This is a genomic window from Sphingomonas flavalba, from assembly GCF_004796535.1.
GTDB lineage: Bacteria > Pseudomonadota > Alphaproteobacteria > Sphingomonadales > Sphingomonadaceae > Sphingomonas_L > Sphingomonas_L flavalba.
This window is the reverse complement of the sequence record NZ_SPHY01000011.1, coordinates 20834-33657: the sequence shown is the minus strand read 5'-3', so window position 1 is coordinate 33657 and position 12824 is coordinate 20834. Positions and strand designations below refer to the sequence as shown.

The window sequence follows — 12824 nt, the reverse complement described above, 5'->3', positions numbered from 1 at the left end:
CGCTGGCGCCGCTTGCCGATGCCGTGCAGCTGTGCGAGCCTGCCCTGGCGATGATGAATCTGCGGCATATCGAGGTTTTCCACGCGGTTTACACCCACGGGTCGGTCAGCGCGGCGGCGCGTGCGCTGAACGTTGCCCAGCCGTCTGTCAGCAAGATGCTCCGCCACGCCGAAAGCCGGGTCGGGTTCCCGCTGTTTCACCGGGCGCGGGGCCGACTGACACCGACCGACGAGGCGCGCATCATCTTCCTCGAGGTGGATGAGATATACGCGAAGCTGGGGTCGCTACATCAAACTTCGGTCAATATCGCGCGCGGAGTGAACGGCGTCGTCCGTCTGGCGGTGATGCCGGGGTTCGGGCTGGACGTCGCGCCGAACGCGGTGGCGACGTTCCGGCGGAGATACCCGAACGTCAAGGTCGACATCCACACCATCCATCACGCCGATATCCCGCGCGCGCTGGTCGAACGCACCTGCGACGTGGCGGTCGGCTACGACCCGGTCCACCACCCTCGGCTTGCCCGCACCCAGATCGGCACCGGCGAGTTGGTCCTGCTGTTCCGCAAGGGCGAGTTTCCGGAAGGGACAGCGCCGGTGCCTCTTGAGGCATTGGCATCGCGCGATTTCATCAGCCTCATTCACAGCGGCCCGCTCGGCAACCTGTTCAACGACGCGGTCGAACGGCTGGGGCTGGTGCTGAACGACGCGATCACCATCAACACCATGTACATCGCTGCGTCGCTGGTCAGGCAGGGGCTGGGCGTCGCGCTGGTCGATGACTTCACCGCGCGGGCCTATTCGGGCGATGAACTGGAATACCGTCAGGTCGAGCCGCGGCTCGGCTTCGGTATCCACTGCATCTACCTTGCCGACCGGCCGCTATCGCGGTTCATGAAGCAGGTGATCCAGATTCTCGGATCGTCGATGGCGGGCGGGCAGTCGCCGGGCGCGAGATCGGCCGCCGTCACCGCCGCCGGGGGAGGCGCCAGCCTTTGAACAGGCCGCGGCGGCTGAGCGGCTCGAACATCGCGTCGGGGCCTTCGGGGTCGAGGATTTCGTTGTCGGCGAGCCAGGTTTCGGTGCCGCTCAGTTCCGGCAGCGTGTAAGGCACCAGGCTGCGCCCGCTGCCGCGAAGCGCCTCGATCGTCGCGATCAGCGATCCGGTTTCGTTCAGCGTCGCGCCGACCCTGTCCCGGGCGACGCCCAGATGCTCCGCCAGCAAATCATCGCGGATCGCGGCGACGGTTTCGCGCTCCGTGGCGGTGCCGCCCTGCGCCACGTCGAGGATCACGTCGCACTCGGTGTCGAGGCGGAGGGAGCGGTTGTTGAAATTGGACGAGCCGACACGAAAGCCGCGATCATCGATAATCATTACCTTGGCGTGGACGTAGATCGGCTCGCCGCCGCCGGTGACCGGATGATAGATGCGGAAACGGCCGTGGCGGTCGACGCGTTGCAGCGCCTCGACCAGCCGCGCGCGGGCGGAGTCCATCGCGATCGGCTCCAGCCAGCCTTCGGCGGCCTCGGGGTTGATGATGACGATTTCCGGTCCATCCTCCTCCTGCAGCCGGGCGGCGATCGCGCGGGCGATCTTGCGCGACGCGAAATACTGGCTTTCCGCATAAATATAGCGGCGCGCCCGGCCGATCAGGTCGAGATACATCTGCTCAATCTCGTGCACGCCGCCGCTGTCGTCCATGTCCGGGCAGGTGCGTGCGATGGCCAGTGTCACGTCCCGGAAGCTCGGCTCCACGCCGTCCGGCCAGCAGTCATGCGACACGTCGGCCGGCTGGAGTCGCTCGCCGGTCGCCGCCAGCCAGCGTTCGCGGGCAAGGTCGCCGACCGTGCGCGCGGCGTCGCCGTCGAACGCGCTGGTTGCATCGTGCCAGGGCGTATAGCGGCTGCCGTCGGGGTCTCGACGGCGCGGTTCGTCGTCTTTGTGGGCGCGGCGGTCCCAGCGGCCGGTCGTCATGTCGATGCCGCCGCAAAAGGCGACGCAGTCGTCGATCACGACGATCTTCTGGTGGTGGGAGCCGGCGATCGGGTGGGCGCTGTCCAGCTTCAACGTCACGCGCGGATGCATCTTCCAGCGGATGATCGTCGCCAGTGTCCGCGCTTTGAACATCGCCTTGAGCGCGCCGGTATCCCAGCGGAGCAGCCGGATTTCCAGTTCGGGCGAGCGGTCGGCCAGCCAGATAATGAAGTCGCCCAGCTTCGCCGGCCCTTCCGACGCCTGTTCGTCCAGGGTTATGCCGGCGTCGAAATCCCAGCCGACAAGGAAAATGCTCTTGCGCGCCGCCAGCATCGCCTTGCGCGCGGCGATGAAATAATCGGCCGCGTCGACGATGAACGCGAAGCGGTCTGCCCGTGCGACCCGCCAGCAATTGCGCCCGGGTTCAGGCAGCGGCGTTTCGTCCCCTCGTGTCATCGGCATCCTCTCACGACCCGGCCGCGCCCGTTGCCGGGGCCGGTGGCGATCATGCGCCCGGAAAGCGGCTGACGCCAGACACGACGCTCCGGCGGTATCGCCGGCGTGAGCATAGGCGATTCCGCCCCTGATCGGTGTTTCCCGAGTTGATCGCGGCTCCGCAGATAACGGCGGACGGCCCATCGATCCTGCCTTCTGCCGCGTGATCGCCGCATGTCGCATCATACGGCGCCCAATTGGCGGCGTATGAAGGGAGGCGTCAGGATGCCGCTGATCGGAAAGTGGCTCCCCGGGCCTGATTCGAACAGGCGGCCGTCCGATTAACAGTCGGATGCTCTACCGCTGAGCTACCGGGGAACACGGTTGCGAGGCGCGCCTATAGCAGCGGGTTTCGCCGCAAGGCAAGCCGGTCACACCATGAATTGTTCCATCGCGATCCGTTCGTCGAGCGCGTGCTCCGGATCGAACATCAGGCTGAGCGACGCGGCGTGGTCGATGCCGATCTCCACCTGCGTCACGTCGCGCACTTCGCGCTGGTCGGCGACGGCGCTGACCGGGCGCTTGACCGGCTCGAGCACGCGGAAGCGGATGCGGGCGCTTTCGGGGATGACGGCGCCGCGCCAGCGGCGGGGGCGGAACGGGCTGATCGGGGTCAGCGCGTGCAGCGCCGATCCGAGCGGCAGGATCGGCCCGTTCGCCGACAAGTTGTAGGCGGTCGACCCGGCCGGGGTCGCGACCAGCACGCCGTCGCAGACCAGTTCCTCGATGACGACGCGGCCGTTGACCATGACTTCCAGCTTGGCGGTCTGGCGGGTTTCGCGCAGCAGCGACACTTCGTTGATCGCCGGCAGCGAGACGTGCTCGCCCTCGATCGTCGACGCCTCCATGCGCAGCGGGGTGACGGCGAAGGTGCGCGCCCGCGCCAGCCGTGCGTCGAGCCCGGCGGGATCGTAGCTGTTCATCAAGAAGCCGACGGTCCCGCGGTTCATGCCGTAGACGGGGACGGTGCGGTGGCGTTCCAGCATCGCGTGCAGGGTCTGCAGCATGAAGCCGTCGCCGCCGAGCGCGACAATCAGTTCGGCTTCGCCCGGATCGACCCACTCATAGCGCGCCCGCAGCTCTGCCTCGGCGATGCGCGCGGATTCGGCCGGCGAGGCGACGAGCGCGCGCTTCACGGCCGCCGGGCGGCCGAACAAGGGGCGGGGCAGGGGCGGCGACTATCCACGCTGTCGGGTTAGGCGGTCGCGGCGACCGGAGCAAGGCCATTGGCGGCGGCGCAAAGCCCCGCTAGCATCGCCGGCGTGGAGAGCCCCTTGTGAGCGAGCCGTCGCCCGCACCCTTGCCGAGTTCCGTGAGTCAGCCGCTGTTCCTGCTGTCATTCCGGCACCGGGACGAGCTGGCGGCGGTGCTGTCGCGCGCCGGCTGGCGGGCGATCGCGGCGCGGCGAGCCAGCGGGCTGGAGGCGCGCTTCATCGCCAGCGGCGCGACGGTTGCGGTGGTCGACGCGCGCGGCGCGTTCGACGACGGGCTGGCGGCGGTGCAGGCGTTGGCCGAGCCGGCCCAATCCAATGCGTCGGCGCTGCTCGTGCTGCTGTCGCGCGGCGACATCGCGCGGCTCGATACGCTGTATGCGGCCGGCGCCACCCATTATCTCGCCAGTCCGTTCGGCGACCAGGAGTTCGGCCAGGCGCTGCGCTTTGCCGCGCGGCATGCCGATCGACTGGCCGCCGGCTGGCGCGGTGAGGGCGGCGTGGCGGCGGCGAGCATGGCCTGGCGGTTCAGCGACGGCGTGCTCCATATGGGCAGCGGCCTGGCCGGTGTGTCGGCCGGCGCGCGGACCGCAGGCGCGCTGTACCGGCGGCTCGATGCCGAGGGGCGCCGCGCCGCGCGCGAGGCATTCCGGCGGCTGCGCGACGGCAGCGACGCCACCGCCTTCACCCACCGCCTGCCGGGCAGCGGCGAGCCAGTCGCCCATCACCTCCAGCGCCTGCCCGGCGGCATTGCCGGGACGATCGAAGCGCTGGCCCCGGCTGCCGGTGGCCGCCGCCGCTTCCGCGACCCGCTGACCGGTCTCGCTGATGCCGGGGAGGCGCGACGCTGGATCGCGGCGGCCGTACGACGCGGCGCCGGCACCTGTTTGCTGCTGGTGTCGGTCAACCGGTTCGAGATGGTCAACGCCGCCTATGGCCGGGCGACCGGAGACGCGCTGCTGAAGGCGGCGGCGCGGCGGGTCGAGCGGCTGGCGGAGGATGTCGGGGGCCGGCGCACCCTGGTCGCGCGGATGGCCGGCGCCTCCTTTCTGGTCGGCGTCGCGCCGGGGTTGGCGGCGGAAAGGGCGCGCCTGCTTGCCGAGCATATCGTCGATGCGATGGCGCGGCCGTTCATGCCGGACGCGGAACCGGTCAGCGTCGGCTGCCGGATCGGTGGGGTGATCGCCGGGGAAGGAGAGGACGACCCGATCGAGATGCTGCGCCGCGCCAGCGCCGCGCTGGCCGAGGCGCGCATCCAGGATTCGGCGCCGATCCGCCTGCTCAGCGGCAGCGAGGCTGTGGCGGCCGGGCGGGAAGAGCGGCTGGCGGTCGACATCCGCACTGCCCTCGCTCAGGATGAGATCGACATCCTGTTCCAGCCGCAGGTGGCGGTGGCGACCGGCGAGATCGTCGGCGTCGAAGCGCTGGCGCGCTGGCGCCACCCGGTTCTTGGCGAACTGGGCGCGGAAATGCTGTTCGCCGCCGCCGAGCGGTCCGACCATATCGTCCAGCTTTCCGAGCATATCCAGCGCCGGGCGATCGCGGAGGCGGCGGCGTGGCCGGCGGCGCTGGCCGGGCTGCGCCTGTCGGTCAACATCGTCGCCGCCGATATCGGCCGGCCCGGTTTTGCGGAGCATTTCCTCGCGATCGTCGACGCCGCCGGGTTCAGCCGGTCGCGGATGACCGTGGAGTTGACCGAGAGCGGGCTGATCAACGACCTGAATGCCGCCGCCGACCTGCTTGCCGCGCTGCGCGCCGGCGGCTGCCGGGTAGCGATCGACGATTTCGGCACCGGCTATTCCAGCCTTGCCTACCTGAAGGCGCTGCCGCTCGACTATCTGAAGATCGACAAGAAATTGTCGGAAGACATTGCCGGGTCGAGCCGTGACCGGGTGGTGGTGCACGGGGTGATCGAAATGGCGCGTTCACTTGACCTGGGCGTCATTGCCGAGGGTGTGGAAACGGAGGAGCAGCTGGCGCTGCTCGCCGAAGCCGGCTGCACTTATTGTCAGGGCTTCCTCTTTGCGATGCCGTTGACCAGTGCAGAGTTGGCGGCGTTGATCGACAGTCAGGAATAGTCGCTATACGGTTGACTATAATGCTTAATTTATTGCTGTATCGTCATGAACTGCGATGGGCTTTCTTCCGGTTTTCGGCGCTCTTGCTGCTAATTCGGTCTGTCATTGCCCCAATTTGGGATGGAGCACCCGTTCAAGTGTCTTGATGATCGGTTAATTTCGCAGTAACTCTTTTCAGCTGGCGGTAATAGCCGACGCTTTGGGTCGCATACGTGATTTCCGGACTCATGAGAGTCCCAGTTTAGGGGAATACGCATGAAGACTCTTCTTGCATTTTCGGCCGTCGTGCTGTTCGCCGGAGCGGCGCAGGCGCAAATCGTTCGGGTCAACCCAGGGGACTTCCACCCGGACGCCGGCCTCATCACCTTCAGCGAATATGCTCAGGGTACGGTCAATCCGGTTTACGCGCCGGCCAATTATGGCGGCGGTGCCGGCGCCCCGAACGTCACGTTCGGCGGATTCTTCGTCGGTCAGGCGCTGAGCGCGAATCCGGGGACCGATTGCCCCGGCGCGGCAGCAAGCGGCTGTGTTTCGGGAAGTCCGACCGGACCGCTGACGCTGGACGCAGCCTCGCCGAACACCTTCATCTCCTCGGACGGCGCCAATCCGACGTCGCCGGTCCTGTCTGGTTCGCCGACGTTCAATGGCCCGATCGCGGTGCTGTTCGATGTTGATCTGGCCGGTGTCGGGTTTGACGGCGGTTTCTTCGACAATATCGGCTCGACCGGCATCACTGCGTTCGCTCGTGACGGTTCTTTGTTGGGAACGGTTGTCAACACTGGCTTCGGAATCGAGTTCCTGGGGCTGGTGACGGCCGATGGCACGCCGCAGATCGCCGGTGTGTTCCTCAATCTGGTCGGAGCCGAAGGCAGTGGCTTCGCTATCGACAATCTGCGCTTTGCCCAGGCTGGCCAGATCACCGTTCCTGGCGGGGTGCCGGAACCGGCGACCTGGGCGATGCTGATCGCTGGCTTCGGCCTGATCGGCGCGGCGACACGGCGGCGGGTCCGCACGGTCAGCTACGCCGCCTGATCGCGTATTCGCGGCGGTTCCCCGGCATGTTGCAGGCCGGGGGCCGCCGCGTCCTTCTTCTTTCTATCCGACGATTTTCGCCAGTCCGCGCGAGAGCTGGAGCGCGCCGTTCAACCGCGCCTTGGGGTCGCCCCACGGCCGGCTGATCACCAGCCGGTTGTCGGGGCGCAGCTTTGCGGTGCCTTTCAGCCGCTCCACGTAAGCGAGCAGGCCAGGGATGTCGGGGAAGCTGTCCTGGTGGAAGCTGACCAGCGCGCCGCGCGGCCCGGCATCGATCTTGGCGACGCTAGCGCGCTTGGCGTTCAGCTTGATCTCGATCACCGTCAGCAGGTTGGCGGTCGCCTCCGGTAGCTTGCCGAAGCGGTCGATCATCTCGGCGGCGAATGCTTCGATGCCCTGCTTGTCCTCGATCTCGTTCAGGCGGCGATAGAGGCCCATGCGCAGGTCGAGGTCCGGCACGTAATCGTCGGGGATCATGATCGGCGCGTCGACGGTGATCTGCGGCGAGAAATCGTCCTTCGCCATTTCCCGGCCGATGCCGCCGGCCTTGGCGCTCAGGATCGCGTCTTCAAGCATCGCCTGGTACAGTTCGAACCCGACTTCCCTGATATGCCCGGATTGCTCGTCGCCCAGCAGATTACCGGCGCCGCGAATGTCGAGGTCGTGGCTGGCGAGCTGGAAACCGGCGCCGAGGCTGTCGAGGTCCGACAGCACCTTCAGCCGTTTTTCCGCGGTTTCGGTCAGCACCCGCTCATGGGTGGTCAGATAGGCATAGGCGCGGGTCTTGGACCGGCCGACGCGGCCGCGCAGCTGGTAAAGCTGGGCCAGGCCGAAGCGGTCGGCGCGGTGGACGATCAGCGTGTTGGCGCTGGGGATGTCGAGGCCGCTCTCGACGATCGTTGTCGACAGCAGCACGTCGTAGCGCTTGTCGTAGAAGGCGGCCATCCGCTCCTCCACCATGCCGGGCGCCATCTGACCATGGGCGACGATATAGCGCACCTCCGGCACCTCTTCGCGCAGGAAGCGTTCGATGTCGGGCAGGTCGGCAATGCGCGGGGTGACGAAGAAGCTCTGGCCGCCGCGATAATGTTCGCGCAGCAGCGCCTCGCGCAGCACCACCGGGTCCCACGGCATCACATAGGTGCGCACCGCCAGCCGGTCGACCGGCGGAGTCTGGATGACCGATAGTTCGCGCAGGCCCGACATCGCCATCTGCAAGGTACGCGGAATCGGCGTGGCGGTCAGGGTCAGTTGATGCACGTCGGTTTTCAGCGCTTTCAGCCGTTCCTTGTGGACGACGCCGAAACGCTGCTCCTCATCGACGATGACCAGGCCCAGCCGCTTGAAGGTGACGCCTTTGGCGATGACCGCATGGGTACCGATGACGATGTCGAGCGTGCCGTCGGCCAGCCCCTCCTTGACCATCTTCGCTTCCCGCGCCGGGACCAAGCGGGACAGGCGGCCGACGCGGATTGGAAAACCCTGGAACCGCTCGACGAAATTCATGTGGTGCTGGCGGGCGAGCAGGGTGGTCGGGCAGACCAGCGCGACCTGCATCCCCGCCATTGCGGCGACGAAGGCGGCGCGCAGCGCCACTTCCGTCTTGCCGAAGCCGACATCGCCGCAGACCAGCCGGTCCATCGGCTTGCCGGCGGCGAGGTCGGCGATGACGTCGCCGATCGCGCGTTCCTGGTCGTCGGTTTCCTGATAGGGAAAGCGGTCGACGAAGGCGGGGTAGCCGCCGGCATCCGGTTCCGCCACGTCGGCGGGGCGCAGCGCGCGTTCGGCGGCGGTCTTGATCAGCTCGTTCGCGATCTCGCGAATCCGCTCCTTCATCTGCGCCTTGCGCCGCTGCCATGCCTCGCCGCCCAGCCGGTCGAGCGCGATGCCTTCGCCTTCCGCGCCGTAGCGTGACAGCACGTCGATATTTTCGACCGGCACATACAGCTTGTCGCCGCCGGCATAGGTCAGCCACACGCAATCGTGCGGGCTGGTGCCGACCGGGATCGATGCCAGCCCCTCATAACGGCCGATGCCGTGGTCGACATGGACGACAAGATCGCCCGGCGTCAGCGTCGCCAGTTCGGACAGGAAGGCGTCGGCGCTTTTCTTGCGCTTCTGCCGCCGGACCAGCCGGTCGCCGAGCATGTCCTGCTCGGTCAGCAGCGCGACATCGGGCGCGGCAAAGCCATGGTCGAGCGGCAGGACGACCAGCGCGACGCCGTGCTGGGCGGCACCCAGCGCCTCCTGCCATGTATCCACCGGGGTCAGGCCAATCATGCCGTGGTCGGCAAGCAGGGTGGACAGCCGCTCACGCGAGCCGGCGGAATAGCTGGCGAGGACCAGCTTGCGGCCGCCGCGTGCCAGCGTGCGGGCGTGGGCGGCGACCGCTTCGTAGACGTTGGCGTTCTGCGCCCGCTCCGGCGAGAAATCGCGTGGGCCGTCGACGGCGAAGTCGAGGACGCCGGCGCTTTCCGGTTCGCGGAACGGCGAGACGAGGTGCATCGGCCGCGCCGCGACCAGCGCCGCCCAGTCATCGGCATGCAGATAGAGTGTCGCCGGGTCGAGCGGGCGATAGCTGCCCGGGTCTGACGACTGGGCGCGGACGCGGTTGGCGTGATAGTCGGCGATCGCCTCGAACCGGGCGGCGGCCGCCGCCGGGGCGCCGTGGTCGCGGATGATGACGGTGTCGTCGGCGAGATGGTCGAACAGCGTCGCCATCCGGTCCTCGATCAGCGGCAGCCAGTGCTCCATGCCGGCCAGCCGCCGGCCGTCCGAAATCGCCTGGTAGAGCGGGTCGCCGGTGGCGGTGGCGCCGAATGTCTCGCGGTAACGGCCGCGAAAGCGCTTGATCCCGTCCTCGTCGAGCAGCGCCTCCGACGCGGGCAACAGGGTGAAACCGTCGACCCGGCCGGTGGTGCGCTGGTCCGCCGGGTCGAAACGGCGGACGGTTTCGATCTCGTCGCCGAAGAAGTCGAGCCGCAGCGCCTGTTCCTCGCCCGACGGGAACAGATCGACCAGCCCGCCGCGCACCGCATATTCGCCGGGGTCGGCGACGGTTTCGACCCGGACATAGCCGTTGGCCTGAAGCATCGCGGCGAGCCGGTCGCGCTCGATCCGTTCACCGGGGGCGAGGCGGGCGACGAGCTGGCGGATGCGGAACGGCGTCAGGGTGCATTGAGTCGCGGCGTTGATCGTGGTGACGACCAGTTCCGGCCCGACCGGCTTCGCCTGCAACGCATGGAGCGTCGCCAGCCGCTCGGCGGTGGCGCGCAGCGACGGCGAAGCGCGGTCGTACGGCAGGCAATCCCACGCCGGAAAGGTCAGGATGCGCAGTTCCGGCGCGAAGAAGGCGGCGGTGTCAGCCAGCGCACGCATCGCCTGCTCGTCCGGCGTGATGAACAGGGTGCGGCGGCCGCGCGCGGCGCGAGCGACGTCGGCGGACAGCCACGGCAGGAAGCCGGCCGGCGCGCCGGACAGGACAAGCGGATCGGCCGCGTTCAAGATCGTCTGGATGGCGGTCATTCGGCGATCGGGATATAGTCCAGCGCCTGCATCGCCCGTATCATCGGCCCGTCGATATCGGGCGGGACCGGGATGGTGCCGATCGCCCAGCCGAGGATGTCGGCGTCCTGTTCGTCCATCAGCGCCTCGTACCAGGCGATCTCGTCCATGCTCCAGCGGGCGGCGTTGCGGTCGAAGAATCCGCCGACCAGCAGGTCGGCCTCCTTGGTGCCGCGATGCCAGGCGCGGAAGCGGAGGCGTTTGAGGCGGGCGTCGCGATCCATATTTGTCCAATGCGAAGCGGCCGGCGGGCTTTCGGGCCAGCAGGCTGATGGGCTAGAGGGGTCAGATAGCCATGCGACCCGCCATACTCAATCCGCTGTTCGCCGAAGTGACGGCGCTGAAAGGCATCGGGCCGCAACTGGCCCGGCCGCTGGAGCGGCTGGGGCTGGCGCGGGCGGTGGATATCGCCTTTCACCTGCCGAGCGGGTTCATCGACCGGACGCCGGTGGCAAGCCTGGACGGCGTAGTTTCCGGTCAGGTTATCACGGTAATATTGACCCCGCTCGATTACCGGCAGGGCGGTGCGCGGTCGCCATTTCGCGTGCATGCCTCTGATTCAAAAGGAAATATCGTCAGCCTGGTCTATTTCGGGGGGAATCCGGGCTGGGCGAGGAAGCTGCTGCCGCTGGGCGAGGCGCGGGTGGTGTCCGGCAAGCTGGAAAGCTATGGCGAGGAGTGGCAGATCGTCCACCCGGACCATGTGCTGCCGCCCGAGGAGGCCGCCGACCTGCCGGAGCGCGAGCCGGTCTATCCGCTGTCGGAAGGGCTGACCGGCAAGCGGCTGGCGGCGCTGGCGGCGCAGGCGCTGGCACGGGCGCCGGACCTGCCGGAATGGATAGAACCGAGCGTCCTCGCCCGCCAGGGCTGGCCGGCGTGGCGCGCGGCGCTCGCCACCGCCCATGCCGACCCGGCCGACAAGGCGGCGCGGCGGCGGCTGGCCTATGACGAGATTTTCGCCAACCAGCTTGCGCTGATGCTGGTCCGCGCGTCCGAGCGCAAGCGGCGGGGCGAGCCGCTGGCCGGCGACGGGCGGCTGCGCGACCGGCTGCGCCTGCCCTATGCGCCGACCGGGGCGCAGGCCCGCGCGATCGCCGAGATCACCGGCGACATGGCGCAGGCGACGCCGATGCTGCGGCTGCTGCAGGGCGACGTCGGATCGGGCAAGACGCTGGTCGCGCTGATGGCGCTGCTGGCGGCGGTCGAGGCCGGGGCGCAGGGCGCGCTGCTCGCGCCGACCGAGATCCTCGCCCGCCAGCATTGCGCCAACCTGACCGCGCTGCTCGCCGGCCTGCCGGTCAATGTCGCGATCCTGACCGGGCGCGAGAAAGGCAAGGTGCGCGAATCGACGCTGATCGGGCTGGCCGACGGATCGATCGACATTCTCGTCGGCACCCACGCGATCTTCCAGCAGGCGGTCGCCTATAAGCGGCTGGGGCTAGCGGTGGTCGACGAGCAGCACCGCTTCGGCGTCGCCCAGCGGCTGCTGCTGGCGCAGAAGGCGGAGCGGCCGCCGCACCTGCTGGTGATGACCGCGACGCCGATCCCGCGCACGCTGACCCTGACCCATTATGGCGAGATGGACGTCAGCCGGCTGGACGAGATGCCGCCCGGCCGCCAGCCGGTCGAGACGCGGGTGCTGTCCGACGCGCGGCTGGACGAAGTGGTCGACGCGCTCGCCCGCCACCTGTCCGGCGGCGGCCAGGCCTATTGGGTCTGCCCGCTGGTCGAGGAGAGCGAGACAAGCGACCAGGCGGCGGCGGAGGCGCGGGCGGCGGCGCTGCGCCTGCGCTTCGGCGACGACCGGGTCGGGCTGGTTCACGGCCGGATGAAGGGGCCGGACAAGGACGCGGCGATGGCCGCCTTCGCCGCCGGCAAGACCGCGCTGCTCGTCGCGACGACGGTGATCGAGGTCGGCGTCGACGTGCCGAACGCGACGCTGATGATCGTCGAGGGCGCCGAGCGGTTCGGGCTGGCCCAACTGCACCAGTTGCGGGGCCGGGTCGGGCGCGGCAGCGGCCGGTCGGTCTGCCTGCTGCTGCGCGGGCGGCAGTTGAGCGAGACCGGGCGCGCCCGGCTGGCGCTGATGCGCGAGACCAATGACGGCTTCCGCATCGCCGAGGAGGACCTGCGGTTGCGCGGGGCGGGCGAACTGCTTGGCACCCGCCAGTCGGGCGAGCATGTCTTTCGCCTTGCCGACGACGCGGCCCTGCAGGAACTGCTGCCGATCGCCAGCGATGACGCGCGGCTGCTGGTCGACCGCGACGGTGGGCTGGACGGCCCGCGCGGGCAGGCGGCGCGGTTGGCGCTCTACCTGTTCGAGCGTGACGCGGGCGTGAACCTGCTGCGGTCAGGGTAGGGCGGGTGATGGGCATGCTCCTGCGAAAGCAGGAGTGCAGATGAAGGCTCGGTATTATGGGCTCCTGCTTTCGCAGGAGCACGATACGCCGGCTTGGTGGCCGGGTGTTCGCGT

At 68.6% G+C, this 12824-nt stretch carries 8 protein-coding genes and 1 tRNA gene; 4 read left to right on the top strand and 5 right to left on the bottom strand.

Annotated features, from left to right (window positions below; all coding sequences use genetic code 11):
• Positions 1 to 50 precede the first annotated feature (50 nt).
• Positions 51 to 995: a LysR family transcriptional regulator gene (locus E4A53_RS11075; RefSeq protein WP_136163175.1), complete on the top strand. Its 945-nt coding sequence runs from the start codon at positions 51 to 53 to the stop codon at positions 993 to 995.
• On the opposite strand, the gene E4A53_RS11070 is transcribed toward E4A53_RS11075, so the two are convergent.
• The 3 genes from E4A53_RS11070 to E4A53_RS11060 form a co-directional block, all read right to left on the bottom strand.
• Complete coding sequence (locus E4A53_RS11070) at positions 964 to 2427, bottom strand: phospholipase D-like domain-containing protein (protein WP_206366308.1); 1464 nt, start codon at positions 2425 to 2427, stop codon at positions 964 to 966. The two genes, E4A53_RS11075 and E4A53_RS11070, sit on opposite strands and share 32 nt — an antisense overlap.
• 282 nt (positions 2428 to 2709) lie before the next feature.
• A tRNA-Asn gene (locus E4A53_RS11065) sits at positions 2710 to 2784 on the bottom strand.
• A 53-nt stretch (positions 2785 to 2837) separates the two neighbouring features.
• Positions 2838 to 3602: an NAD kinase gene (locus E4A53_RS11060; protein ID WP_136163174.1), complete on the bottom strand. Its 765-nt coding sequence runs from the start codon at positions 3600 to 3602 to the stop codon at positions 2838 to 2840.
• Positions 3603 to 3778: 176 nt separating this feature from the next.
• Between E4A53_RS11060 and E4A53_RS11055 the strand changes: the two genes are divergently transcribed.
• Positions 3779 to 5755 (top strand): putative bifunctional diguanylate cyclase/phosphodiesterase, encoded by a 1977-nt coding sequence (locus tag E4A53_RS11055; protein WP_239018270.1) that lies wholly within the window; start codon positions 3779 to 3781, stop codon positions 5753 to 5755.
• Between the two features lie 255 nt (positions 5756 to 6010).
• A complete protein-coding gene (locus tag E4A53_RS14915) occupies positions 6011 to 6787 on the top strand; it encodes a PEPxxWA-CTERM sorting domain-containing protein (RefSeq protein ID WP_136163173.1) in 777 nt (258 codons plus the stop codon).
• A 63-nt stretch (positions 6788 to 6850) separates the two neighbouring features.
• Here E4A53_RS14915 and mfd read toward each other — a convergent pair whose 3' ends face one another.
• Together mfd and E4A53_RS11040 are read right to left on the bottom strand one after the other, a co-directional pair.
• Positions 6851 to 10312 carry a transcription-repair coupling factor gene (gene mfd / locus E4A53_RS11045; protein WP_136163172.1) on the bottom strand — a complete coding sequence of 1154 codons (3462 nt, stop codon included), beginning with the start codon at positions 10310 to 10312 and terminating at the stop codon, positions 6851 to 6853.
• Positions 10309 to 10575 (bottom strand): FAD assembly factor SdhE, encoded by a 267-nt coding sequence (locus E4A53_RS11040; RefSeq protein ID WP_136163171.1) that lies wholly within the window; start codon positions 10573 to 10575, stop codon positions 10309 to 10311. Before E4A53_RS11040 ends, mfd begins: the two co-directional genes overlap by 4 nt.
• A gap of 71 nt (positions 10576 to 10646) precedes the next feature.
• Here E4A53_RS11040 and recG point away from each other — a divergent pair, with 71 nt between their 5' ends.
• On the top strand, positions 10647 to 12710 hold the full coding sequence (recG, locus tag E4A53_RS11035; protein ID WP_136163170.1) for an ATP-dependent DNA helicase RecG: 2064 nt from the start codon (positions 10647 to 10649) through the stop codon (positions 12708 to 12710).
• Positions 12711 to 12824: the final 114 nt, after the last annotated feature.